Origin of the sequence: Burkholderia thailandensis E264 (genome assembly GCF_000012365.1) — a bacterium.
Lineage (GTDB): Bacteria > Pseudomonadota > Gammaproteobacteria > Burkholderiales > Burkholderiaceae > Burkholderia > Burkholderia thailandensis.
The window spans coordinates 2,966,805-2,991,763 of the sequence record NC_007651.1 but is presented as its reverse complement, the minus strand read 5'-3'; the positions used below and the strand labels follow the sequence as shown (position 1 = coordinate 2,991,763).

Genomic DNA, 24,959 nt, shown 5'->3' with positions numbered 1-24,959 from the left:
TCAACGGTAGACGGCGAGGCTCAGCCCGCCGCAAATGCACACGAGAAGGCTTGCCCGGAACAGTGACGGGTGCCAGACGACGCGATAGAGGCCCGTGTACGCGAGCAGGCGGTCGATCAGCCAGGTCGCGAACGCGCCGATGACGAACATCAGCACGACGGCCGGCACGTAGGCGTCGAGAATGGCGAGGTCGCGCGGCATCATGACGAAACTCCTTGTCGGTCGGGCGACACGCGCGCGCCGTTGAGCGCGGCGAGCGGCGATTCGGGATCGAGCAGCGCGGTGCGCACGAAATGCAGGTGCGACAGGACTCGCTGCATCTGGTGGCGCTCCTCGCGCGGCGGCGCGAACGCGACGAGCGCCTGCTGCGTCGCCGCGATCGCGTCGACGGCGGCGGCAAGCGCCGCGTCGAAGCGTGCCGAGGTCGGCTTGCCGAACAGCGCGGCGAGCGCGTCGCGCGCCGCTTCGATCTTGCGCCGCCACGGCATCGTCGCCGCGTAGCGCGGATCGTGCGGCAGCGCCGCGAGCTCATGGCGCAGATCGATCACCGCGTTGCCGGTCTCGAGCACCGCGAACATCCAGCGCAGCGCGTCGCGTTGCGCGTCGGGCTGGTCGGCGGACAGGCCGTGCGCCTGGAACATCAGATCGCGCGCGCCGCTTTCGAAGCGCGTGCGCAGCCCCGGCAGCCGCGCGTGGCACGCGGCCACCGCCTGATGGCGCAGATCGGCGAACAGGCGCTTCTTGAGCCACGGCGCGCTCGGCGGGAACAGCACGGCGAACGCGATCGCCGACACGATCATCGACAGCACGAGCGCGAGCGCGTCGTTCATGAAGCCGACCGGGTCGTAATGCGTGAGGTTCTCCGGGCCCGCGAGCGTGCAGAAGAAGATCAGGTAGCCCGCGCCGCAGCCCGCGTACTTCGGCTTGAGGGACATGAACACCCCGGGCGCGAGGAACGGCGCGAGCGCTGCGCACAGCAGCACGAAGCCGTCGATGTGCGGATAGACGCCGAACATCAGCACGAAGCCCGTGACGACCGCGAACGCGGTGCCGAGCGCCATCTGCGCGGCCATCCTGGTCGGCTGCGGCGACGACGACGCGAGCGCGCACACGGCCGCCGCGTTCAGCACGAGCATCACCCCGCTCGGCCACGCGCTGTAGATCCAGAACACGCTCAGAAGCAGCATCACGCTCGCGGTGCGGATGCCCGCGATCAGCGCGGCCGTCGCGTTCGTGCGCGGCTCGTAGCGCTCGATCCAGCGCTCGCGCTCGTGCGTGCTCGCGGCGAGCGACGCGTAGGTCGCCGCGTATGCGTGCAGATCGGTGATGAAGCGGTACAGCAGCTCGGATGCAGTGTCGAAATCGAGGAGCGGGAAATCCGGCTGCGTTTCGTGCTCGGCGCGCGTCGCGCGAATGCGGCGCGGCAGCGCGTCGCGGTACGCGAGCAACTGCTCGGCCGCGCGCGCGGCGTCGGCGGACGTGCGCACGTGCTCGCCGTCGTTCGACAGCAGCGGCGCGATCTCGCGGAAATACGGCTCGAGCGCGTCGACGGCCTGCGCGCTCGTCGCGTGCAGCCGGTTCATCAGTTGATGCAGCGCGTGGAAGCGGCTCGATGCGGTCATGAACTCGCTGTTCAGGCGCGACAGCCGGCCGCTGCGCATCCGCGTGTCCGGGTTCTCGAACACGGCCATGCTGCGCGCGGCCTCGAAACCGACGACGTCCGCGACGAAGCGCGTATGCACGCTCTCGATCTTCGAGCGGTCGAGCGCGCCCGCGAGCGCGGCCGCGACGTAATCGACGAATGCGCCGAAGCGCCGGCGCACCGTCGTACGCATCTGTTCGCCCGTGTATTGCGGGAAGACCAGCGCGCTCACGATACCCGCCGACAGGATGCCGACCGAGATCTCGGAGACGCGCGTCATCGCGGTCATGAACGCGCCGTTCGGCGCCTGCGACGCGGGCAGGCCGATCAGCGCGGCCGTGTAGCCGGCGAGCAGGAAGCCGTAGCTGCGAAAGTTGCGGTTGCGCGCGGCGCCCGCCGTGCAGGCGGCCACCCACAGCGCGACCGCGAGCAGGAACAGCACCGGCTGCTGCGGGAACAGGCCGACGAGCGCGAGCGTCGCGGTCAGGCCGACGAACGTGCCGATGAGCCGGTAGAAGCTCTTCGCGAACACCGCGCCGCTCTGCGGCTGCATCACGATGAACACGGTCGTCATCGCTGTCTTCGGCGCGGGCAGATCGAGCACCATCGATACGCCGAGCGCGAGGAACGCGGCGGCGAGCGCCTTCGCGAGATAGAGCCAAGCGGCGCCGTCGGTGCGCGCCCAGTCGCTCATCGACGCGACGAGCGCGGCGCCGGCCGATTGCGGCGGGGGGGCGGAAGCGGGGGAGGCGGCTGACATGATCGGCTCCTCGGTTAGCGGATGGCGGGCGCGGCGGCGCTCGCCGGCGCCCGCGCGCGAGCGGCGTGCGCGGGGGCTGCAGCGGGCGTGGTGGCCGATGCGCGCGTATTGTCGGTTGCGCGGTCGGCGCCGGCCGAGACCGCAGCGCCGATGCCGGCGGCACGGCTTCCTGCCGGCGCGCCCGACACGGATGCGGCGGCCGAAGCGGACGAGGCCGCCGAAGCGTCCGAAGCGTCCGCGCGCCGCGCATCGCCCGCCGGCGTGTCATGCGGTGCGTCGCCCGCGGTTTCGAGCCCGCCGCCGAGCGCGGCCATCAGCGACGCGTGCGCGGCAAGACGCGCGGCCTCGACGCGCGTCTGGTTCTCCTGCGCGGTCAGCAACTGGCTCTGCGCGATGAGCACGTTCACGTAGTCGGTGAGCCCGCGGCTGAAGCCCGTGTGCGAAAGATCGTACGATCGCCGCGTGAGCGAGACCGCGCGCGCCGCGTCCTTCTGTTGCGAGTCGAGCGAGCGCAGGCGCACGACGTTGTCGGCGATGTCCTTCAGCGCGCCGACGATCGTCTGGTTGTAGTGCTCGACCGCTTGGTCGTAGCCCGCCGCGGCGACGCCCAGTTGCGCGCGCAGCCGGCCGCCCTCGAAGATCGGCAGCGTGAGCGCGGGGCCCGCCGACCAGCCGCCGTTCATCGCGCGCAGGAACGTCGCGAACGGCGCGCTGACCGCGAAGCCGCCGAGCGACGCGATCAGGTCGACGTTCGGATAGAACGCGGCCTTCGCGACGTCGATGCCGCGCGCCTGCGCGTCGACCGTCCAGCGCGCGGCGACGACGTCCGGCCGGCGGCCGATCAACTCCGCGGGCAGCGCGGACGGCAGGCCGGCGTTCGCGTCGAGCGCGAGCTTCGGCCGCCCGAGCGACGCGCCCGCGCCGGGCCCCTTGCCCGCGAGCGCGGCGAGCTGATGGCGGCCCAACTGGATCGCCTCTTCGTACGAATCGATCTGCCGCGAATAATCGGGCAGCGGCGCCTCGGCCTGGCTCACTTCGAGCTGCGTGCCGATGCCCGCGCGCAGGCGCTTGCGCGCCAGTTCGGCGAGCTCGTTCTGGCGGTCGTAGGTCGCGTGCGCGATGTCGAGGAGCGCGTAGTTCTTTGCGAAATCGATGTACGCGCGCACCACGTTCGCTTCGAGCTCGAGCTGCGCGGCGCGCGCGTCGGCCGCGCGGGCGCGCGCCGCGTCGAGCGCGCGCTGCGCGTTGTTCTTGTCCTTGCCCCAGAGGTCGAGGTGGTACGACAGGCTCAACGTGCCCGTGTTGTTCCAGGTGTCGGCGTTCGCGAGCGGGCCTGGGCCGTAGTAGACGTTGTCCGGCCAGTGCTGGCGCATCAGTGACAGGTTGCCGTTCAACTGCGGCAGTTCCTCGGCATGCGCGACGCGCGCGAGCGACTGCGCCTCGCGCACGCGGGCCTGCGCGGCGGCAAGCGACGGGTTGCCGGCGAGCGACGCGGCGATCCACGCGTCGAGCTGCGGATCGCGATACGCGCGCCACCAGTCGGCCGCGGGCCAGCCCGCGTCGCGCTCGGCCGCCGCGATCGCCGCGCCCGCATCGAGCGACGCCGGATCGATCTGCTTTGCTTGCGGTGCAACATCGCCCATGCTTGCACATCCGGCCATTATTAATGAGATTGCAAGAACCGCGAGTGCAAACGTCCCTCTTGTTGCCGGAGACTGCACGATTTTCTCCCTTTCGGATAAAGATGAGTCGGGTACGATTATATTTTTTTGCGGATTGCCGAATAAACCGACAATGGTGCAACGCATTCTTACTGTCATTGAGATAATATTGGTGGATCTTTATGCAACAATCCTCCCGGATTCAATAGGGAAATAGCATGGATACGCTCCAAAACATGCGTGTGTTCGTTCGCGTGGTCGATGCGGGCAGCTTCACGGCGGCGGCGCAGCAGCTCAATACGACGACCGCGTACGCGTCGCGCGCGGTGTCCGATCTCGAGGCGCACCTGCGCACGCGTCTTTTGAACCGTACGACGCGGCGCATCGCGCTCACCGAGGCGGGCGAGCGCTATCTGCAGCGCTGCGAGCAGATCCTCGCATACGTCGAGCAGGCGGAGGCCGAGGCGAGCGACGCGCATGCGCGCCCGTCCGGCAAGCTGAAGGTGCACTGCATGACGAGCCTCGGCCAGCACTACACGGTGCCCGCGGTGTCGCGCTACCGGCAGCGCTATCCGGAGGTCCAGGTCGACCTGACGCTCGCGCAGCGGCTGCCGGATCTTCTCGACGAAGGCTTCGACGTGTCGCTCGTCGTCGGCCGCGAACTGCCCGATTCGGGGCTCGTGTCGCAGCGGCTCGGCGAGACGTTCAGCGTCGTCTGTGCGTCGCGCGGCTACATCGAGACGCACGGCGCGCCGCAGCGGCCGCAGGATCTCGCGGGCCACGTGTGCCTCGGGATGGTCGCGCCGGGCCTGTACTGGGACGAATGGAAACTGATGGGGCCGCACGGCGAGGAGAGCGTGACGCTCGCGCCGCCGCCGTTTCGCGTGAACGTCGCGGAAGCGCTCGCGGCCGGCATCCGCGAGGGAATGGGCATCGGCGTTCTGCCGCTCTATTCGGCGATCGCCGGGCTGCGCCACGGCGATTTCGTGCGCGTGATGCCCGAATACCGTTCGCACGTGATGAACATCTACGCGCTCTATGCATCGCGCCAGTATCTCGATGCGAAGATCCGCACGTGGGTCGATTTCCTGCGCGACGAGCTGCCGTCGATCCTCGAAGCCGACGAAGCGGCGCTCGAGCGCTTCACCGTGCAGACCTGACGGTAACGCGGCGCGCGACGCGGAATTGACGCATTTTGACGCTGTCGCAACACTTTCTTACGTTCACGCCGCGCCGGGTTTGCTACTGTCTTCCCATGCATTCGCTTAACGCGCGTAACGCGCTTGAACGCAATCGACGGATCGGGGAGAAATCGATGAATACGCCTCTGCTGATGGGTTTGGGCGCGCTCGCGCTGTTCGGCGCAATCGGCGTCGCCGCGTCGCGCGAGCTGTTGCGCGCGATCGACGCGCAGCACCGGCGTGCGCCGGTGCCGGTGCGCGCGCGCACGCACCGGCCGCATCGGGACGGCCGCCGCATCGTGCTCTGAACGTTCCGCGCGCGGTTGGGTTGTCCTTTGCGTTGTCGCGCGCACGCGTCACGCGAGCGTGACGACCTTGTCCCATTCGAACGACGGATTTTCCCGCTCGCCGGTGCGCCGGCGAATGTAGCCGTGCGGATTGCAGACGACGCGCGTACCTTCCGCCGTCGCGTAGTCGAACGACGTGTGCGTGTGCCCGTGAATCCAGAGCGAGACGGGCGGCCGCACGAGCGCGCTCAGGTCGCTGATGAAGCCGGCTGACGCGAGATCGTCGGCGTAGCGCGCGGCCAGGCTCGCGCGAAGCGGCGCGTGGTGCGTGACGACGATCGTCGCGCCCGGCCACGGTTTCGCGAGCTCGCGCTCGAGCCACGCGCGGGCGGTGCGATGCAGCGCGAGCGCGTCGCGCGGCGCGAAATCGCGCGGGGCCGGACCGGACGCCGTTGCGGCGGGCGCGTTTGCCCCCGCCGCATGGCGGGCATGCGCCGCCGCATCGGCTGCCGACGCTTCCATCGATTCACCCATCGGTTCGCCGCCGGCGCCCCCCGGCCAATCCACCTGGATCAAGCCCTTGAAATCGAGCATCACGCGCTCGCACGCGACGATCGACTGCGAGCGCGCCGCCGCGTCGCTGCCGAACAGCTCGAAGTCGGTCCAGAGCGTCGTGCCGAGCACGCGGAAGCGCCCGGCCGGATCGACGTAGACGTCGTTGTTCAGGTAATGGACGTGGTCGAGCGCGGCGGCGGCGTCGCGCATCGCCGCTTCGAGCGCGCCGAACTCGCCGTCGTAATACTCGTGATTGCCGGGCACGTAGACGACGGGCGCGCCAGGATCGAACGTCTGCGCCGCCCAGCGCAAGCCCTCCGCATGATTGTGGATGTCGCCCGCGAGCACGACGAGATCCGCATGCGCGTGCGGGATCGCGTCGGGCTCGTTGCATTCGAGATGCAGGTCGGACAGCACGCGAACTTTCACGGGTGGCTCCTTCATGTCGCAATCGGCGGCGTCAGCGCAGCACCTTGCCGGGGTTCATCAGGTTGAGCGGATCGAGCGCCGTTTTCAGTGCGCGCATCAGCCCGATCTCGACGGCGGCCTTGTAGCGCTGCGCGTCGTCGATCTTCAACTGGCCGATGCCGTGCTCGGCGCTGATCGTGCCGCGATGCCGGTGGACGTTGTCGTAGACGATCCGGTTGATGGGCGCCTGGTGCGCGGCGAGGAACGCTTTCGGATCGCCGCCTTCGGGCATCTGCACGTTGTAGTGCAGGTTGCCGTCGCCGAGGTGCCCGAACGTCACCATCCGCGCGCCGGGGGCGGCCGCCTGGATCGCCGCGTCGGTCTCGTCGATGAAGCGCGCGATCGACGAGATCGGCACCGCGATGTCGTGCTTGATGTTGAGCCCTTCGTCTGCCTGCGCGAGCGGGATATGCTCGCGCAAATCCCAGAACGCGCGCGACTGCGCGAGGTTCTCGGCGACGACCGCATCGACGACGAGCCCCGCCTCGAACGCTTCCTCCATCATCTTTTCGAAGAGCGCGCGCGCGTGCGCCTCGCTTTCGTTGTCCGACAATTCGAGCAGCACCGTCTGCGGATGCGCGGCGTCGAACGGGTAGCGCAGTTGCGGGTAGTGCTTGCCGACGAGCTTCATGCAGAAGTCCGACATCAGCTCGAAGCCGGTCAGCAGCGGGCCGGCCGCGCGCTGCGCGAGCGACAGGAAATCGAGCGCCGCGTGCGGCGATTCGAGCGCGGCGAGCGCCGTGACCTTCGCGGCGGGACGCGGATGCAGCTTCATGACCGCGGCCGTGATGATGCCGAGCGTGCCCTCGGCGCCGATGAAGAGATCGCGCAGGTCGTAGCCGGTGTTGTCCTTGCGCAGCCCGCGTAGGCCATCCCAGATCTCGCCTTGCGGCGTGACGACCTCGAGCCCGAGGCACAGCTCGCGCGCATTGCCGTAGCGCAGCACGGCGGTGCCGCCCGCGTTCGTCGCGAGATTGCCGCCGATCGTGCAACTGCCTTCGGCGGCGAGGCTGAGCGCGAAGAGCCGGTCGGCTTCCTGCGCGCGCGCCTGCACGTCGGCGAGAATCACGCCCGCCTCGACGGTGATCGTGTTGTTGTGCGGATCGAGCGCGCGCACGCGGTTCAGGCGCGCGAGGCTCAGCACGGCCTGCGCGCCGCTCGCGTCGGGCGTCGCGCCGCCCGCGAGGCCCGTGTTGCCGCCTTGCGGCACGAGCGCGACGCGATGCGCGAGCGCGAGCTTCACGAGCGCCGCGACCTCTTCGGTGTTCGCGGGCCTGAGCACCGCGCACGCGGCGCCCTGGTAGCGGCGGCGCCAGTCGGTCAGGAACGGGGCGGTGTCGTGCGGATCGGTCAGCACGTGATCGGCGCCGATTGCCCGGCGGCAGGCGTCGACGAAAGCGGAGGAGGAGGTCATGGCGTTGGTTCGGAGGTCCGGCAATCGAGAAAATCAGGGGCGGGTGCGATCGGACGCGCGCGGACGGTCTTGCGAGCGCGTGGCCGTCTGCCCCGGCGCCTGCTTGGCCGCTCGTTTCGCGGCGCGCTTATACGGCGCGACATAGGCGAGCGCCGCGCCGAAGAAGCCGAGCGCGAGCGCGGCCTCGAGCCAGCCGAGCCGCGCGGACAGCCCGCCGTCCGTCATGCCGCGCACGATGCCTTCTGCAAGATAAATCAAAATCAGCATCGACGCCCACTGCAGCGTGTACACGCTGCGCCGCCATACGCCGGGCAGCGCGAGCGCGAGCGGCACGGCCTTCAGGATCAGCGCGGAGCCGCCCGGCCGCAGCGGCGCGAGCCAGGTCTCCCACGCGACGCACAGCGCGATCAGCGCGACGGCGCAGAGCGCGGCCGCGCGCGCGGCGAGCGGCTTCGCGGCAACGGGCGCGGTCATGCGGACGCGGCGCCGAGCAGCGACGCGGTGCGCGCGAGCCGCGCGCCGAGCGCGTGCGCGAGCGTCTTCTCGTCGGCGGAAATGCGCTCGTGGGTCGAGTCGGCCACGCGCGCGAAATGCGACGCGCCGTAGGGCGTGCCGCCCGTCTGCGTGACGGACAGCGCGGTTTCGGTGTAAGGGATGCCGACGATCAGCATGCCGTGGTGCAGCAGCGGCAGCATCATCGACAGCAACGTCGATTCCTGGCCGCCGTGCAGGCTGCCCGTCGACGTGAACACGCACGCCGGCTTGCCCGCGAGCGCGCCCGACAGCCATTGCGGCGTCGTGCCGTCGAGGAAGTACTTGAGCGGCGCGGCCATGTTGCCGAAGCGGGTGGGCGAGCCGAGCGCGAGCCCCGCGCATTCGTCGAGATCGCGCGGCTCCGCGTACGGCGGGCCGTCGTCGGGGATATCAGGCTGCGTCGCCTCGCAGACGGTGGACACGGGCGGCACCGTCCGGATGCGCGCCTGCATGCCGGGCACGCTGTCGATGCCCGCCGCGATCGCGAGCGCGAGTTCGCGCGTTGCGCCGTGGCGGCTGTAGTAGAGCACGAGGATGTCTTTCATAGGCCCCTTGAGTGAGCGGCTATTATAGGGGCTGAAGCCGCCGCGAAGCGTCGCGGCTCGACCTGCCGCGCCGCGCGCGGCACGTGCAGCAAAAGGAGAAAGCCGTTGCCGAAGTTGAGCGTCGATCTCGACACCATCAAGCGTCTCGCGCGCTTCGCCGCGAGGCGCAGCGCGGAAGACCGCATCCCGCAGGTCGCGGGCAGCCTCACGTTCACGACGATGCTCGCGCTCGTGCCGCTCGTGACGGTCGCCTTCGCGCTCTTCACCGCATTCCCGATGTTCGCGTCGTTCCAGAACTCGCTGCAGGGCTTCCTTGCCGATCACCTGATGCCCGCGCAGTTCAACAGCCAGATCTTCAAGTATCTGAACCAGTTCGCGTCGAAGGCGAAAGGGCTGACCACGGCGGGCCTCATCGTGCTCGTCGTCACCGCGGTGATGACGATGATGACGGTCGAATCCGCGTTCAACCTGATCTGGCGCGTGCGCAAGCCGCGGCCGTTCGCGCAGCGCGTGCTCGCGTACTGGGCGCTCATCACGCTCGGGCCGCTGCTGTTCGGCGTGAGCCTGTCGATTTCGTCGTATCTGTTCACGAAATCGCTCGCGTTCGCCGGATCGACCAGCACGCCGCCGATCTTCGAATGGCTGCTGACGGCCGCGTCGCTGCCGCTCACGGTGCTCGCGTTCACGCTGCTCTACGTGTATCTGCCGAACTGCACGGTCGCGTGGCGCGACGCCGTGGTGGGCGGCGTGTGCGCGGCGGTCGCGTTCGAGCTCGCGAAGCGGGGCTTCGGCTACTACGTGCGGCGCATTCCGACCTATACGGCGGTGTACGGCGCGTTCGCGACCGTGCCGATGTTTCTGCTGTGGATGTACCTGAGCTGGTTCGTCACGCTCGCGGGCGCGATGATCGCGTCGGCGCTGCCGGCGATCCGGGTCGGGCAGTTTCACAGAATCCACTATCCGGGCAGCGATCTGCTCGATTCGCTCGAGTTGCTCGCGCGGCTTGCCGACGCGCAGCAGGCGGGCAAGCCGGGCCACACGGCCGCGCGGCTCGCGCTGATGGCGCGCTGCGACATGGAGACGGCGCAGCGGCTCTTGTCGACGCTCGAGGAGCGCGAATGGGTTGCGCGGCTGCAAAGCGGCGGCGACGCCGCGCCGCGTTACGTGATGCTCGCGAACCCTGAGCGCCTGACGGTCGCGAATTTGTTCGACGTGCTGGTGATCGACCGCTCGGAGCTCGTCTACCAGGCGCAGCGCGGGAAGACCGAAGTCGACTGCGCGGCGCTTCTCGATGCCTTCGTGAGCGAGAAGCTCGATCTGTCGCTCGCGGAGCTGATCGAGCGCGGCAAGAGGCGTGCGTCGCGCGGGGGGCCGGACGCCGCGCGCTCGGCGTCGGCGCTGCCGCCGCGCACCGTGTGACGCGCGAACGAAGCGAACGAAGCGGACGAAGGGTGTGTCATCACGGCGTCATGCCGGGAGGGAAGCGGGAGCCTGCCCGCGGCGGACGCAACGCGCGAGCCCGCCGCAGCGGCGACGGCGCCGCGGTCGTCAGCAGGGGGGCGGTTCGTGGCCCCGTCCGAGCGGGTCAGATCGAAATCTTGCCTGTGCAGATGTCCTTGAACATCACCCAATCGCCGATCAGGCTGTAGATCGGGTGCCGGAACGTCGCCGGGCGGTTCTTCTCGAAGAAGAAGTGCCCGACCCACGCGAAGCCATAGCCGCAGACGACGGCGGCGGGCAGCCACCACCAGAGGCCGGTGGCGAGCGCCATCGCGATGCAGCCGATCACGCCGAGCGAGCCGACGAAATGCAGCCGCCGCGACGCGAGGTTGCGGTGCTCGTCCAGATAGAACGGATAGAACTCGGCGAAGCTCGCGAAATGCTCGGTATGCGCGGAATGTGCCATGACAGTCTCCTCGAGCGCCGGCCGTGGCCGCGCGGCGCGTCACGTCATCCATTGTGCGGCGGGGCGCCGCCCGCCGCAACCGGCCGCCGCGCGCTTTCCTTTTGCGGGGCTTTCCGTTAGGATCGAAAGCCGATTATGCACAGGTTGCAATAGGGGACAACGATGCGCGTCAGCGATATTCTGAAAGTCAAGGGCAATACGCTGTTCACCGTGACGCCCGATACGCCGCTGCGCAGTGCGGTCGACACGATGGCGGAACACGACATCGGCTCGCTCGTCGTGATGGAGTACGGCGATCTCGTCGGGATCCTGACGTTCCGCGAGATCATCCTGCGCCTGAAGGCGAACGGCGGCAGCGTCGGCGATGTGCTGGTGCGCACCGTGATGGACGAACCGCTCACGTGCACGCCGGAAACCGACATCGACGAAGTGCGCCGGATGATGCTCGAGCGGCACGCGCGCTACATGCCGGTGCTCGACAAGAAGGTGCTGATGGGCGTCATTTCGTTCTACGATGTCGCGAAGACGGTCGTCGAGGCGCAAAGCTTCGAGAACCGGATGCTGAAGGCATACATCCGTGACTGGCCGGAACCCGACAGCGAAGAGCGCAAGCCGCTCGCAAGCTGAGCCCGCGCGCGGCCGCGCGCGCCGGCCGCCGGGCGGCCGCATCCGTTCCGGCTTTCTTCATTCATTCTTCTTTCGCCTGCGTGCGCGATCGTGCCGACGCGACACGCGGGCGCACTCACGCATGAGCGACCCTTCCATTACGTCGACCGCGCGGCGCGAGCAGCGCCGCGCCCATCCGTCGCAGTTCGATCTGCTGCGCGAGCGCCGCTTCGGGCCGTTCTTCGCGACGCAGTTCTTGGGGGCGCTGAACGACAACGTCTTCAAGATCGGCTTCACGTCGCTCGTCACCTACCAGACGGCGAAATTCAGCGGCGTCGATCCGAAGACGGCCGCGTTCCTGATCTCGGCGATCTTCATCCTGCCGTTCGTGCTGTTCTCGGCGACGGCTGGGCAGCTCGCCGACAAGTACGACAAGGCGCGCCTCACGCGCTTCGTGAAGAGCTTCGAGATCGCGCTGATGGCGGTCGGCGCGGCGGGCTTCGTCACGCACGGCGCGCCGCTGCTCTATTTGTGCACGTTCATGATGGGCATGCACTCGACGCTGTTCGGGCCCGTCAAGTATTCGTACCTGCCGCAGCATCTGAGCGACCATGAGCTCGTCGGCGGCAACGGACTCGTCGAGATGGGCACGTTCGTCGCGATCCTGATCGGCACGATCGTCGGCGGCGCGGCGGCGGGCATCTCGGGGCGCGGCGAGCTGCTGCTCGCCGTCTGCTGCGTCGGCATCGCGCTCGTCGGGCGCGTCGCGGCGGCGGGCGTGCCGGCGACGCCCGCGCCGCAGCCGAATCTCGCGATCAACTGGAACCCGTTTTCCGAAACGTGGCGCAACCTGAAGCTCGCGCGCGAGAACCGGACGGTGTTCCTGAGCCTCCTCGGCATTTCGTGGCTGTGGTTCGTCGGCGCGACGTTCCTCACGTCGTTCTTCGGCTTCGCGAAGGACGTGCTGTCGGCGAACCCGGACGTCGTCACCGTGCTGCTCGCGACGTTCTCGTTCGGCATCGGCCTCGGCTCGCTGCTGTGCGAGCGGCTGTCGCAGCGGCGCGTCGAGATCGGGCTCGTGCCGCTCGGCTCGCTCGGCATCAGCGCGTTCGCGATTGAGCTGTACTTCGCGAGCCACGCGCTGCCCGCGCAGACGCATCTGCTGACGGTGGCCGAGTTTCTCGGCCACCCGGCGCACTGGCGCATTCTCGCCGACCTGTTCCTGCTCGCGATGTTCGGCGGCTTCTACAGCGTGCCGCTCTATGCGCTGATTCAGAGCCGCAGCGCGCCTACCCACCGCGCGCGGATCATCGCCGCGAACAACATCCTGAACGCGCTCTTCATGATCGTCTCGGCGCTGATGGCGATGCTGCTCACGAAGGCGGGCGTCAGCATTCCGGGGATCTTTCTCGTGACGGGGCTCCTGAACGTCGTCGTCGCGACGTACATCTACTCGCTCGTGCCCGAATTCCTGCTGCGCTTCATCGCGTGGGCGCTCGTGCACACGTTCTACCGGATTCGCCTCGTGCATGCGGAGCGGATTCCGGACGAAGGCGCGGCGCTTCTCGTCTGCAACCACGTGAGCTATGTCGACGCGCTCGTGCTCGCGGCGGCGAGCCCGCGGCCGATTCGTTTCGTGATGGATCACCGGATCTTCGCCACGCGCTTCGCGAGCTGGGCGTTTCGTCACGCGAAGGCGATTCCGATCGCGCCGCGCCACGAGAATCCCGAGATGCTCGCGCGTGCGTACGACGCCTGCGAGGCCGCGCTGCGCGAGGGCGAGCTCGTCTGCATCTTCCCGGAAGGCAAGCTGACGAAGACGGGCGATGTCAACCCGTTCCACCACGGCGTCACCGAGATCCTGACGCGGACAGGCGTGCCCGTCGTGCCGATGGCGCTGCGCGGACTATGGGGCAGCGTGTTTTCGCGGCACGAGGATGCGCGCTGGCCGCGCCCCGTGAAGCGCGGCGTGATGAGCCGCCTGACGCTCGCGGTCGGCGAGCCCATCCCGGCCGTGGCGGCGACGCCGGAGGCGCTGCAGGCCGTCGTCACCGAACTGCGCGGCGCGCGCAAGTAGGCGGCGCGGGCAGGGCGGCGGCTTGCGGCGGGCGATTTCCATCGGCTTCGCTCGGCCTCACGGCTCAGTCGGCCCTGTTCGGCAGCGTGCGTGCCGGGCGGCGCGCTTCGATCTCGCGGCATCGATGGATGCTTGGGGCCGCTCGTTCGCCGACGGGCCGGGGCAGCGCGGAACGCCGCGCGCGCCGCCCGCCGGTTGCCGCTCGGCCGGAGCGAAGCCGAAGCGCGATATCGGCCGCCGCATCGCGCGCACGTGTGCGCGGCGCGACGTCGCGTGGTGCGGCCCGACCGCGCGCCAGTTCGCCGCATTGCCCGAAACGGGCTGGCATAATAACGGTTTCCCCCGACTGACTTTCTTTGGGACGGCCCTATGTCCGGCAACACCCTCGGCACGCTTTTCACTGTCACGACCTTCGGCGAGTCGCACGGTCCCGCGATCGGCTGCGTGATCGACGGCTGCCCGCCGGGCATGGCGCTCACGGAAGCCGACGTCCAGCTCGAGCTCGACCGCCGCAAGCCCGGCACGTCGCGCCATGTCACGCAGCGTCAGGAGCCGGACCAGGTCGAGATCCTGTCCGGCGTGTTCGAGGGCGTGACGACGGGCGCGCCGATCGCGCTCCTGATCCGCAACACCGACCAGCGCAGCAAGGACTACGGCAACATCGTCGAGACCTTCCGCCCGGGCCACGCCGACTATACGTACTGGCAGAAGTATGGCGTGCGCGACTATCGCGGCGGCGGCCGATCGTCGGCCCGGCTGACGGCGCCCGTCGTCGGCGCCGGCGCGATCGCGAAGAAGTGGCTGCGCGAGCGCTTCGGCGTCGAGGTGCGCGGCTACATGAGCGCGCTCGGCGAGATCGAGATTCCGTTCGTCGACTGGTCGCATGTGCGCGAGAACCCGTTCTTCGCGCCGAACGCCGATATCGTTCCGCAGCTCGAGGGCTACATGGACGCGCTGCGCAAGGACGGCGATTCGATCGGCGCGCGGATCGACGTCGTCGCGTCGGGCGTGCCGGTCGGCTGGGGCGAGCCGCTCTTCGATCGGCTCGACGCCGACATCGCGCACGCGATGATGGGGATCAACGCGGTGAAGGGCGTCGAGATCGGCGCGGGCTTCGCGAGCGTCGCGCAGCGCGGGTCGGTGCACGGCGACGAACTGACGCCGGACGGCTTCGTCGGCAACCATGCGGGAGGCGTGCTCGGCGGCATCTCGACGGGGCAGGACATCACGGTGTCGATCGCGATCAAGCCGACGTCGAGCATCCGCACGCCGCGCCGCTCGATCACGAAGGCGGGCGAGCCTGCCGTCATCGAGACGTTCGGCCGTCACGATCCGTGCGTCGGGATTCGTGCGACGCCGATTGCCGAATCGATGCTCGCGCTCGTCCTGATCGATCACGCGCTGCGGCATCGCGCGCAGTGCGGCGACGTGTCGACCGCGACGCCGAAGATCGCCGCGCGCGCGCCGCAAGCGCAATGAGCTTGGACTGAGGGGGCGGGCGTCGTGCGCGATGCGGCGTGCGCCGATGTCCGGCGCGACGCATCGAAATCGAGACAGGATCGAAACGGAAACGGGCGCCAAGGCGCCCGTTTCCGTTTGCCGCATCGTGCCGTGCGGCGCGAGCGGCCCGCGCGACGCGCGGGCGACCGGTCACATGTTCGGATAGTTCGGCCCGCCGCCGCCTTCAGGCGTGACCCACACGATGTTCTGCGTCGGGTCCTTGATGTCGCAGGTCTTGCAGTGCACGCAGTTCTGTGCATTGATCACGAGGCGGTCGCTGCCGTCGTCGTTCTTCACGAACTCGTAGACGGCGGCCGGGCAGAAGCGCGCTTCCGGCCCCGCGTACGTGCGCAGATTGACGTTCACCGGCACGCTCGCGTCCTTCAGCGTCAGGTGCGCAGGCTGGTTTTCCTCGTGATTCGTGTTCGAGATGAACACCGACGACAGCCGGTCGAACGTCAGTTTGCCGTCCGGCTTCGGATAGTCGATCGGCTGGCACTGCGACGCGGGCTTCAGCATCTCGTGGTCGCCGTGCTGGTGGTGCAGCGTCCACGGCACGTTGCCGTTCATCAGCTTCTGCTCGACGCCGACCATCAGTGTGCCGAGATACAGCCCCTTGCTCATCCACTGCTTGAAGTTGCGCGCACGGTAGAGCTCGGTGTGCAGCCACGACGTCTTGAACGCATCCGGGTACGCGGTCAGCTCGTCGGCCTGGCGGCCCGCCTGCACCGCGTCGAACGCGGCTTCGGCGGCGAGCATGCCGGTCTTGATCGCCGCATGGCTGCCCTTGATCCGCGATGCGTTCAGGAAGCCCGCGTCGTCGCCGACGAGCGCGCCGCCCGGAAACACCGTCTTCGGCAGCGACAGCAGGCCGCCCGCCGTGATCGCGCGTGCGCCGTACGACACGCGCTTGCCGCCTTCGAGAAACGGCCGGATCGCCGGATGCGTCTTGTAGCGCTGGAATTCCTCGAACGGCGACAGGTACGGGTTCGAGTACGCGAGGCCGACGACGAAGCCGACGACGACCTGGTTGTTGTCCATGTGATACAGGAACGAGCCGCCGTACGTGTCCGACGACAGCGGCCAGCCCGCCGTGTGGATCACGAGGCCCGGCTTGTGCTTGACCGGGTCGATTTCCCACAGCTCCTTGATGCCGATTCCGTACGCCTGCGGATCGCTGTTCGCGTTCAGCTTGAACTGGTCCATCAACTGGCGGCCGAGGTGGCCGCGCGCGCCTTCGCAGAAAAGCGTGTACTTCGCGTGCAGCTCCATGCCGAGCTGGAAGTTCTCGGTCGGCTCGCCATCCTTGCCGATGCCCATGTTGCCCGTCGCGACGCCCTTGACCGAGCCGTCGTCGTGATAGAGGATCTCGGCCGCCGGAAAGCCCGGGAAGATCTCGACGCCGAGCGCCTCGGCCTGCTGGCCGAGCCACCGCGTCACATTGCCGAGGCTGATCACGTAGTTGCCGTGGTTCTTGAAGTTATCCGGCAGCGCCCAGTTCGGCACCTGGAACGCGCTTTTCTCGGTCAGGAACAGGAAGCGGTCTTCGGTGACGTCGACGTCGAGCGGCGCGCCCTTTTCCTTCCAGTCAGGGAACAGCTCGGTGATCGCGCGCGGGTCCATCACCGCGCCCGACAGGATGTGCGCGCCGATCTCCGAGCCCTTTTCGAGCACGCACACGCCGATTTCCGTGCCTTTCTCGGCGGCGAGCTGCTTGAGCCGGATGGCCGCCGACAGGCCCGCGGGGCCGCCGCCGACGATCACGACTTCGTATTCCATCGATTCGCGCGGGCCGTATTGCTCGATGAGGCTTGCGGGGGTCATGAACGCTCCTCTAACCATTAGAATGCTTTTATTCGGGACCGTATTGTCGGCGAAACAAAACGCTTGCCGCAACAGCGGAATCCTAGATTAGCACGATCGTTCTATTTTTTGGATTGGGTCGCACGCAGGAACGGTTCATACTGGTGCGGCATGTTGTCATCGGAATAATGAGGAGTCGGCATGGGCCGTTCGATCAATCTGGAGGGCAAGGTCGCGTTCATCACGGGCGCGTCGAGCGGTCTCGGGCAGCGCTTCGCGCAAGTGCTGTCGCAGGCTGGCGCGAAGGTCGTGCTCGCGAGCCGGCGCGTCGAGCGCCTGAAGGAGCTGCGCGCGGAAATCGAGGCGGCGGGCGGCGCCGCGCACGTGGTCTCGCTCGACGTCACCGATTATCAGAGCATCAAGGCGGCTGTCGCGCACGCGGAAACCGAAGCGGGCACGATCGATATCCTCGTCAACAATTCGGGCGTGTCGACGATGCAGAAGCTCGTCGACGTGACGCCCGCAGATTTCGAATACGTATTCGATACGAACACGCGCGGCGCATTTTTCGTCGCGCAGGAAGTCGCGAAGCGGATGATGATGCGCGCGGGCAACGGCAACGCGAAACCGGCTTGCCGGATCATCAACATCGCGTCGGTCGCCGGGCTGCGGCCGTTCTCGCAGATCGGCCTTTACGCGATGAGCAAGGCGGCCGTCGTCCACATGACGCGGGCGATGGCGCTCGAATGGGGCCGCCACGGCATCAACGTCAACGCGATCTGCCCCGGCTACATCGATACCGAGATCAATCACTCCCTGTGGGAAACCGAGCAGGGCCAGAAGCTGCAGTCGATGCTGCCGCGCCGGCGCGTCGGCAAGCCGCAGGATCTCGACGGGCTGCTGCTGCTGCTCGCCGCGGACGAGTCACAGTTCATCAACGGCTCGATCGTGTCGGCCGACGACGGCCTCGGTCTCGCGTGAGCGGCCGCGCAGAACGGTTTGAACGGTTTCACCTTGAAGAAATGAAGCGTGCGATGAGCGATTACACTCCGGTCTTTGAAATGTCGATGCCGATCCGTTGGGGCGACATGGATGCGTTCGGCCATGTGAACAACACGGTCTACTTCCGCTACATGGAAGAAGCGCGCGTCACGTGGTTCGGCAAGCTCGGCATTGCGGGCGGCAACGGCGAGGGGCAGGGGCCCGTCGTCGTCAACGCGTCGATGGAATTCCTGCGCCAGCTGCATTATCCGGGCGACGTGATCGCGCGCCTGTTGGCCGCGAAGCCTGGCCGCAGCAGCTTCGACACGGCGTTCGAGCTGACCCGCTCGGACGACCCCGAGCACGTGTACGCGCGCGGCGCCGCGCGCTGCGTGTGGGTCAACTACGCGCTCGGCAAGTCGGTGCCGCTGCCGGACCTGCTCCGTAACACGATCGAAAGCGCGCTGCAGGCGAAGGTCGCGTAAGGGCGGTGGCGGGCGGCGGCGCGCGTGCGCGCCGCGCTCGTCTTTCGTCCGACGATGTGCGTCACCAGCCGGGGCCGACCGGCGCATAGCCCGGCGTCTGATTGGCGGCGGCTGCTGCGGCCGCGCCGAAGTTGGGCCAGGCCGGGTAATACTGCCCCGACGGGGCCTGGAACGTTCCGGCAATTTTGGGCGCGCCCACCGTGCCGGACGAACCCGTCGACGCGGTGATCGTCACCAGGCCGAAGTACGGCTCGTAGATGTTCCCGCTATACGGCGACGACAGCGCCATGTCCGAGTAGCAGTACGCGTAAACCGGGCCGTATTGGCCGTAAGGCTGATTGGCGATCCAGGCGATCAGCGCCTTGTACTCGCGCGCCTGATTCGCCTGCGTCAGGTAGGCGGGCGCGATCGTCTGGAAATTGGCGTCCGTGTATTGCTGCGCATCGCCGCCCAACCGGCCGGTGAAATCGGTCGCGCCGTCCGACGCGGTCGTCGCGACGCCGAACTCGGTGATCACGATCGGCTTCGTTCCGTCGCCGTTCGCGTTCATCAGGTCGCGCAGGCTCGTGCCCGTGTAGCTCGCGAACGTCTTGCCGGTCGGGGACGGCCAGCCGTACGAAGGCGACGGGAACGTGTGCCACATGATGTTGAACGGATTCGAATAATCGGGGTACACGGAGTTGACGGTCGCGCTCGGGCACTGGTCGCCCGGCAGTTGCCAGTCGTCGCTGTGGCAGTGGGGGTGGTGCGCGAGACCGTCGAAGTACCCGCGCGCGCCGTTCGCGTACATGACGGCCAGCCAGTCGCGCGGCTCCCATTGAGTGGGCGCGGGGTAGCGGGCGTCCGTCGAGCTCACGAGGCCGGCCACGCCGGTCGACGGAAGCGCGCCGGTTCCGTTGTTCGGAGACGTGAGGCACCCCGAGCTGCCGCCCGCATAGACCGCCGCCGCCGGATTGGCCTGCTTGATCGCCGGATACGCGCTCTTCAGGAGTCGCGTATAAAGGAGCGGATCGTGAGGAATGAAGTTCGGGCCGCAATTCGGTTCGTTCCAGATTTCCCACGCGTCGATTTTTCCGCCGTAACTGTCGCTGCTGTAATGCTTGGCGGCCGCTCGCGCGAAGTTCGTATATGGCGTGAGATTCGGCGCGCACAGCGTGTAAGCGCCGTCGGTCGATTGCAGATAATCGCTCGGGCACCGCGAATTGACCGCCCAGCGCGGTGTCGACGTGATCACGCCGAGAATGCGGATTCCGTAATTCCTGGCCGCCCGAACGACGATGTCCGTCGCGCCCCAGGTGAGGCCGCTGCTCTGGCCGGGATTGGGATCGCTCGCGAAGATCCACGTCGACGCAGGCTGGATGGCCGACCAGTCGAGATGGATGCGCACCCAGCGCACGTTCATCGCGGCGACGCCCGACATATAGTTGTTGATCGCTTGCGTCGGATTTTGCGGGTTCTGCTTGATGATCTCGATGATTTCTCCGCCTAGCACGATGCCGGTTACCGGCGTATTGGTTTGCGCGAATGCCGGGCGGTATCCGATCAGGCTCATCATGAAAATAAAAAATAAAAATCTTGCTTTCGCATTAATCATGAATTGACTCGGCCTGATGAATTGAATGGTCGATTTGAGATTCCGGCGGTGAAATCGATGCAGGGCGGGTTGCGCGGCGGCCCGCCGCCAGGTCGTTCGGATTCCTGATGCATGTGTCGGAAGCGGCGGCGCTTTCGTGGCCATTTTCGTGTGGCTGCCGTGATGCGACGTCGATCGAGCGAGGTGCGGCGCGCAATCGCGCGATCATCCCGATTCGATCAGGGCAACATGAAAGCGTCCGCACGACTAGCCGGCATTCTCGTTTCCGATATGAGCTTTATTGCTTGGGAAATGTGAATGTATTGTTTTGGGTCCGATATTTTTTGTTTCCTGAATGGAGTTGACCTGTATTGCTCAAGGGTAAATAAATTTTCCGAAAAAGTGTAGGGCCGAAATTCGACCTAATCGGCATTGGGGATTGGGCTTTGTTGAGCTTTGGGCGGCAATGACTTGGCGCGAGCGGCAAGCGCCGGGTTCATCGTCGCACCCGGCTTCCTGATTGTCGGCGCGACCGCGATGCGGTCATGCATGCATGACCTTTCGGCGGCGTGGGCGGCGGGCCGCCCGTTTTCACTGCCCGAGCAGGCGCTGCAGCAGCTCGGCCGTGTTGCCTGTCCCGTATTTGCGCATCAGTCGGGCGCGGTAGATATCGACGGTGCGCGAACTGATGTCGAGCACGCGGCCGATCTGCTTGCTCGTCTTGCCGGTCACGAGCTGCGCGGCGATCTCGCGCTCGCGCGGCGTCAGTTCGACCGCGACGCGCCGCGTCGCGCTCAGGTCCTCGAATGTCCATACGCCCGCCGCGAGCGGCGCCGTGCGGTCGAGCGCGCGGCCTGTCACGTGGCACCAGAACAGCTCGCCGCCCGCACGCTTCATGATGCGGTCGTCCGCATAGCTGCCGTGCGCGATCATCACGGGCGAGATCCGCTCGCCGATCCTCTCGAATTCGTCCGACGACGGGTAGAGTACCTCGAACGACCGGCCGATCAGATCGGCGCGCGCGCAGCGGAAGATCGCGGCCAGTTCGTCGTTGCAATCCTCGATGACGCGGTCGCGCGACAGCACGAGGCCGATCGGCGCGAGATGGAAGGCGGTCTTGTAATCGATGGCGGGCATGGACGCTGACGGGCAGTGATCGGGCGCCGCGCAAGCGGCGGCGAGTGCTTATGTATTTTTGCGTATTGTGCCGCATCCGGCGCGCATCGTACCCTTTCATGCGTGTCGCGGCTCATGCCGCGAACGGGCAACAGAAGAAAGCGCACCGTCGCGGCAGCATTCGCCGCGCGTGCTTAGAATGGTGCGACGGGTTCGTCGCGCGCGCGAGCCGCGCGGATCGTCGAGCCGGTTTCCATAGAGGAAGGGACATACAGATGAACAAAGTCTACCCAAGCGCGGCAGCCGCGCTCGAGGGCGTCGTCCATGACGGGCAGACCTTCGCGGTCGGCGGCTTCGGCCTGTGCGGCATCCCGGAAGCGCTCATCGCGGCGCTGCGCGACTCGGGCGTGAAGGACATCACCTGCATCAGCAACAACGCGGGCGTCGACGGATTCGGTCTCGGCCTTCTGCTCGAGACCCGGCAAATCAAGAAGATGATCTCGTCGTACGTCGGCGAGAACAAGGAGTTCGAGCGCCAGTATCTGTCGGGCGAGCTCGAGCTCGAGTTCACGCCGCAAGGCACGCTTGCCGAGAAGCTGCGCGCGGGCGGCGCGGGCATTCCGGCGTTCTTCACGCAGACGGGCTACGGCACGGTGATCGCCGAAGGCAAGGAGACGCGCGAGTTCGACGGCAGGCATTACGTGCTCGAGCCGTCGCTCACGGCGGACGTCGCGCTCGTGAAGGCGTGGAAGGCCGACAAGTCAGGCAACCTGATCTATCGCCGCACCGCGCGCAACTTCAATCCGATGTGCGCGATGGCGGGCCGGATCACGGTCGCCGAGGTCGAGGAGATCGTCGAGAACGGCGAGCTCGATCCGGATGCGATCCACACGCCCGGCATTTTCGTGCAGCGGCTCGTGCTCAACGCGACGCCGGAAAAACGCATCGAACAACGCGTCGTGCGCGCGAAAGGAGACTGAGATGGCTTGGAATCGTGACCAGATGGCCGCGCGCGCGGCGAAGGAATTGCAGGACGGCTTCTACGTGAACCTCGGCATCGGGCTGCCGACGCTCGTCGCGAATCACGTGCCGGCGGGCGTCGAAGTGTGGCTGCAGTCGGAGAACGGTTTGCTCGGCATCGGCCCGTCGCCGACCGACGACGAAGTCGATGCGGATCTCATCAACGCCGGCAAGCAGACCGTGACGACGCTTCCCGGCTCGTCGATCTTCTCGTCGGCCGATTCGTTCGCGATGATCCGCGGCGGCCACATCAACCTCGCGATCCTGGGCGCGATGCAGGTCAGCAAGAACGGCGACCTCGCGAACTGGATGATCCCCGGCAAGATGATCAAGGGGATGGGCGGCGCGATGGATCTCGTCGCGGGCGTGAAGCGCGTCGTCGTGCTGATGGAGCACGTTGCGAAGGGCGACCAGCACAAGATCCTCGAGGAATGCACGCTGCCGCTGACGGGCGTCGGCGTCGTCGACCTGATCATCACCGATCTCGGCGTGATCGAAGTGACGCCGGACGGCCTGAAGGTGCTCGAGCTTGCCGACGGCGTCACCGTCGACGAAATCAAGGCGAAGACGGGCGCGCCCCTCGACGTGAGCGCGGTCGCGTAACGCGGCGCGCGGGCGACGGGGGCGCGGGGCGGGTGTCGCGCTTCGTCGGCTGATGGAGCCCGACGCGCGTTCCGCGTGCGCCGCGCATGCGGCCGTGAAAGAGAACGCCCCGCGTTTGCGAAGACGCGGGGCGTTTTGATTGGCTGCGTCGCTTGGCTGGTTCTGGCATCGGGGCGGGATGCGCGGCGCGGCGGCTGAAGGGCCGCCGCTCAGTCGCTGATGTTGCTTCGCGTCGGCGTCGGCGCGGTGCGCCGAGCGATACTGTTACCGCGAACCGCGAACCGCGAACCGCGAACCGCGAACCGCGAACCGCGAACCGCGAACCGCGCGCGAACCGCGCGCGAGGCGAGCGCCGCCGCGCCCGACGCTCACGCGATCGCGCCGCCGCCGTCGACGAGCACCGTCGACCCCGTCGCATAAGGCGTCGCCGCGAGGTAGACGATCGCATTCGCGATATCCTCGGGCTGCCCGACGCGTCGAGCGGGCAGGCGCGCGGCCGCCGACGCGTACATCGCCTCCCGCGACGCGTCATCGAGCTTCGACCACAGCGGCGTCGCGACGAGCCCCGGCGACACGGCATTCACGCGCACCGGCGCGAGTTCGAGCGCGAGCCCGCGCGCAAGCGCTTCGAGCGCCGCGTTGATCGCGCCCTGCAGCACCGAGTTCGCGCTCGGCCGCACGCTCAGGAAGCCGGACACGAACGTGAGCGAGCCGCCCGGCGCAACGCGCGCCGCACGCGCGACGCGGTATGCGCCCCAGAACTTGCTGTCCATCGCGGCCTGCGCGTCGGCGAGCGGCAACTTGCGCACGGGCCCGCCCGGCGTTTGCGCGGCCGACACGACGACATGGTCGAACGGCTCGGTGCCGGCAAAGAAGGCGTCGACGGCGGGCGCATCCGTCGTGTCGAGCACCGCTTGCCGAACCGGGCGCGGGCCGCCGATCGCGTGCGCGGCGGCGGCGAGCTTGTTCGCGTCGCGCGACGCGATCGTCACGTCGGCGCCGAGCGCCGCGAACGCGCGGGCGGCCGCGGCGCCGATCCCGGAACTGCCGCCGACGACGAGAACGCGCTGATCGTTGAAAGAAACCTGCATCGTGTGTTCTCCTGAACGAAGAGGATTGAAGGCGGCGCCGCCGCCCGTCAGAGGGTTTCGCTCTCGCGCAGCGTGAGCGGGCTGTGCAGCGCGTGCCGGGCGATATCGTCCTTGCGCATGAACGCGACGCCCGGATGCGATTTCGCGTAGCGCAGGAACGCGTCCCACGCGCGCACCATCTGCGGCGTGCCGCTGATCCGGTCGTGCGCGCTGATCGACATCATCCGCCGCCGCGTGGCGGCTTCGTCGTACAACTGATCGAAGTCGAGCTTGATCTGGTCGAGGAACTGCCCGGGCGAATAGTTGCGGCCCTCGATCAGCAGGATGTCGTTGTTGCGCAGCGTGTAGGGCACGACGACGAAATCCCGGCCGTTCACCTGCTCGATGAACGGCTCGTCGCGGCTCACGTCGTCGATGTGGTACAGGTAGCCGAGCTCCTGCAATAGCGGCAGCGTGTTCGGCCCGCGTCTGAGCCAGTTGCAGTTGTAGCCGACGGGCCGCGCGCCCGTTTCGGCTTCGACCATGTCGCGCGCGGCGATCAGGAAGCGCCGCTCTTCGTCGCGCGAGAGCGCGTACTGCGAGCTCCAGCGCGGGCCGTGTCCCGCCGCCTCGTGGCCGCGCGCGACGATCTCGCGCGCGAGGTCCGGCCGGTGGCGCACCGCCTCGCCGATCATGTGCGACGTCACCTTCACGCCGTGCCGGTCCCACAAATCGAGCATGCGCGGAATGCCTTCGCGGTAGCCGTATGCAAACCACGTCGCGGACGCCAGATCGACGGGCACTTGCGGCGGAAAGTCGACGTGCGGGAACGGACTGTCCGCACCCGTCGGCGGCTGGCCGCCCGCCTCGAACTGCATCGAGATCGAGATCACGAGCCGCGCGCCGTTCGGCCAGAACGCGCCGTGCGCCGCGTCGCCGGCCGGTGCGCGCCGTGGCGATCCGTCACCGGGCGACGCGGGGGCGACATCGACGCCGGCCGTGGCGGCGGCCGCGATCGCGTTGGCGGGCGCCGCTGCCGCGCCGAGCGTGAGCCCGGCTGCGGCGAGGCCGAGGCCGCCGCCCGCGCGGGCAAGGAAATCGCGCCGCTCCGGCGCGGACGGAGCGGCCGTTGCGCCGTTCGTGTCGAACGTGTTCGTCGTCATGTTCGTTCC

At 67.9% G+C, this 24,959-nt stretch carries 23 protein-coding genes; 10 read left to right on the top strand and 13 right to left on the bottom strand.

What is annotated here, in order from left to right; translation table 11 throughout:
• The 3 genes from BTH_RS25585 to BTH_RS25575 are packed head-to-tail and all read right to left on the bottom strand — an operon-like array spanning nt 1 to nt 4,063.
• The gene (locus BTH_RS25585) at nt 1-204 is read right to left on the bottom strand and encodes a DUF1656 domain-containing protein (protein WP_009891634.1); all 204 of its coding nucleotides are present in this window, start codon (nt 202-204) and stop codon (nt 1-3) included.
• Nucleotides 201-2,402: an FUSC family protein gene (locus BTH_RS25580; RefSeq protein WP_009891632.1), complete on the bottom strand. Its 2,202-nt coding sequence runs from the start codon at nt 2,400-2,402 to the stop codon at nt 201-203. Before BTH_RS25580 ends, BTH_RS25585 begins: the two co-directional genes overlap by 4 nt.
• Before the next feature lie 14 nt (nt 2,403-2,416).
• Nucleotides 2,417-4,063 (bottom strand): efflux transporter outer membrane subunit, encoded by a 1,647-nt coding sequence (locus BTH_RS25575; RefSeq protein WP_043036975.1) that lies wholly within the window; start codon nt 4,061-4,063, stop codon nt 2,417-2,419.
• A 218-nt stretch (nt 4,064-4,281) separates the two neighbouring features.
• On the opposite strand from BTH_RS25575, the gene BTH_RS25570 reads away from it, so the two are divergent.
• A complete protein-coding gene (locus tag BTH_RS25570) occupies nt 4,282-5,223 on the top strand; it encodes a LysR family transcriptional regulator (protein ID WP_009891629.1) in 942 nt (313 codons plus the stop codon).
• Nucleotides 5,224-5,378: 155 nt separating this feature from the next.
• A complete protein-coding gene (locus BTH_RS34670) occupies nt 5,379-5,552 on the top strand; it encodes a hypothetical protein (RefSeq protein WP_009891627.1) in 174 nt (57 codons plus the stop codon).
• 48 nt (nt 5,553-5,600) lie between these two features.
• Here BTH_RS34670 and BTH_RS25560 read toward each other — a convergent pair whose 3' ends face one another.
• From BTH_RS25560 to wrbA, 4 genes are read right to left on the bottom strand one after another with little or no spacing between them, the layout of a single operon-like run.
• On the bottom strand, nt 5,601-6,515 hold the full coding sequence (locus tag BTH_RS25560; protein ID WP_009891625.1) for a metallophosphoesterase: 915 nt from the start codon (nt 6,513-6,515) through the stop codon (nt 5,601-5,603).
• A 31-nt stretch (nt 6,516-6,546) separates the two neighbouring features.
• The gene (locus tag BTH_RS25555) at nt 6,547-7,968 is read right to left on the bottom strand and encodes an FAD-binding oxidoreductase (protein ID WP_009891623.1); all 1,422 of its coding nucleotides are present in this window, start codon (nt 7,966-7,968) and stop codon (nt 6,547-6,549) included.
• A 33-nt stretch (nt 7,969-8,001) separates the two neighbouring features.
• The gene (locus tag BTH_RS25550) at nt 8,002-8,442 is read right to left on the bottom strand and encodes a DUF2069 domain-containing protein (RefSeq protein ID WP_009891621.1); all 441 of its coding nucleotides are present in this window, start codon (nt 8,440-8,442) and stop codon (nt 8,002-8,004) included.
• Entirely contained in the window at nt 8,439-9,047 is a 609-nt protein-coding gene (wrbA, locus tag BTH_RS25545; RefSeq protein WP_009891619.1) for an NAD(P)H:quinone oxidoreductase, read from the bottom strand. The genes BTH_RS25550 and wrbA overlap by 4 nt, the downstream gene beginning before the upstream one ends.
• Nucleotides 9,048-9,152: 105 nt before the next feature.
• On the opposite strand from wrbA, the gene BTH_RS25540 reads away from it, so the two are divergent.
• Complete coding sequence (locus BTH_RS25540; RefSeq protein WP_009891617.1) at nt 9,153-10,466, top strand: YihY family inner membrane protein; 1,314 nt, start codon at nt 9,153-9,155, stop codon at nt 10,464-10,466.
• 166 nt (nt 10,467-10,632) lie between these two features.
• Here the strand turns inward: BTH_RS25540 and BTH_RS25535 are convergent, their stop codons facing one another.
• Nucleotides 10,633-10,953 carry an Mpo1-like protein gene (locus BTH_RS25535; protein WP_009891615.1) on the bottom strand — a complete coding sequence of 107 codons (321 nt, stop codon included), beginning with the start codon at nt 10,951-10,953 and terminating at the stop codon, nt 10,633-10,635.
• A 162-nt stretch (nt 10,954-11,115) separates the two neighbouring features.
• Here BTH_RS25535 and BTH_RS25530 point away from each other — a divergent pair, with 162 nt between their 5' ends.
• The 3 genes from BTH_RS25530 (at nt 11,116) to aroC (ending at nt 15,115) form a co-directional block, all read left to right on the top strand.
• On the top strand, nt 11,116-11,580 hold the full coding sequence (locus BTH_RS25530) for a CBS domain-containing protein (protein WP_009891613.1): 465 nt from the start codon (nt 11,116-11,118) through the stop codon (nt 11,578-11,580).
• 121 nt (nt 11,581-11,701) lie between these two features.
• The gene (locus BTH_RS25525; protein WP_009891611.1) at nt 11,702-13,636 is read left to right on the top strand and encodes an MFS transporter; all 1,935 of its coding nucleotides are present in this window, start codon (nt 11,702-11,704) and stop codon (nt 13,634-13,636) included.
• A 369-nt stretch (nt 13,637-14,005) separates the two neighbouring features.
• Nucleotides 14,006-15,115, top strand: a complete 1,110-nt coding sequence (aroC, locus tag BTH_RS25520; RefSeq protein WP_009891609.1) for a chorismate synthase — start codon at nt 14,006-14,008, stop codon at nt 15,113-15,115.
• Nucleotides 15,116-15,286: 171 nt separating this feature from the next.
• Here the strand turns inward: aroC and BTH_RS25515 are convergent, their stop codons facing one another.
• Nucleotides 15,287-16,960, bottom strand: a complete 1,674-nt coding sequence (locus tag BTH_RS25515) for an electron transfer flavoprotein-ubiquinone oxidoreductase (protein ID WP_009891608.1) — start codon at nt 16,958-16,960, stop codon at nt 15,287-15,289.
• Nucleotides 16,961-17,140: 180 nt separating this feature from the next.
• Between BTH_RS25515 and BTH_RS25510 the strand changes: the two genes are divergently transcribed.
• Nucleotides 17,141-17,920, top strand: coding sequence for an SDR family oxidoreductase (locus BTH_RS25510; protein WP_009891607.1), 780 nt, complete (start codon nt 17,141-17,143; stop codon nt 17,918-17,920).
• A gap of 53 nt (nt 17,921-17,973) precedes the next feature.
• Entirely contained in the window at nt 17,974-18,405 is a 432-nt protein-coding gene (locus BTH_RS25505; protein ID WP_009891605.1) for an acyl-CoA thioesterase, read from the top strand.
• 61 nt (nt 18,406-18,466) lie between these two features.
• Here BTH_RS25505 and BTH_RS25500 read toward each other — a convergent pair whose 3' ends face one another.
• Both BTH_RS25500 and BTH_RS25495 read right to left on the bottom strand, forming a co-directional pair.
• Nucleotides 18,467-19,999 (bottom strand): cellulase family glycosylhydrolase, encoded by a 1,533-nt coding sequence (locus BTH_RS25500; RefSeq protein ID WP_009891603.1) that lies wholly within the window; start codon nt 19,997-19,999, stop codon nt 18,467-18,469.
• A gap of 570 nt (nt 20,000-20,569) precedes the next feature.
• Nucleotides 20,570-21,115 (bottom strand): LuxR C-terminal-related transcriptional regulator, encoded by a 546-nt coding sequence (locus BTH_RS25495; RefSeq protein WP_004191840.1) that lies wholly within the window; start codon nt 21,113-21,115, stop codon nt 20,570-20,572.
• Nucleotides 21,116-21,369: 254 nt separating this feature from the next.
• Between BTH_RS25495 and BTH_RS25490 the strand changes: the two genes are divergently transcribed.
• Both BTH_RS25490 and BTH_RS25485 read left to right on the top strand, forming a co-directional pair.
• Complete coding sequence (locus BTH_RS25490; protein ID WP_009891596.1) at nt 21,370-22,074, top strand: CoA transferase subunit A; 705 nt, start codon at nt 21,370-21,372, stop codon at nt 22,072-22,074.
• A 1-nt stretch (nt 22,075) separates the two neighbouring features.
• A complete protein-coding gene (locus BTH_RS25485; RefSeq protein WP_009891594.1) occupies nt 22,076-22,717 on the top strand; it encodes a CoA transferase subunit B in 642 nt (213 codons plus the stop codon).
• 368 nt (nt 22,718-23,085) lie between these two features.
• Here the strand turns inward: BTH_RS25485 and BTH_RS25475 are convergent, their stop codons facing one another.
• Entirely contained in the window at nt 23,086-23,808 is a 723-nt protein-coding gene (locus BTH_RS25475; RefSeq protein WP_009891589.1) for an SDR family oxidoreductase, read from the bottom strand.
• A 47-nt stretch (nt 23,809-23,855) separates the two neighbouring features.
• Nucleotides 23,856-24,950, bottom strand: a complete 1,095-nt coding sequence (locus BTH_RS25470) for a polysaccharide deacetylase family protein (protein WP_009891587.1) — start codon at nt 24,948-24,950, stop codon at nt 23,856-23,858.
• Between the last annotated feature and the right edge of the window lie 9 nt (nt 24,951-24,959).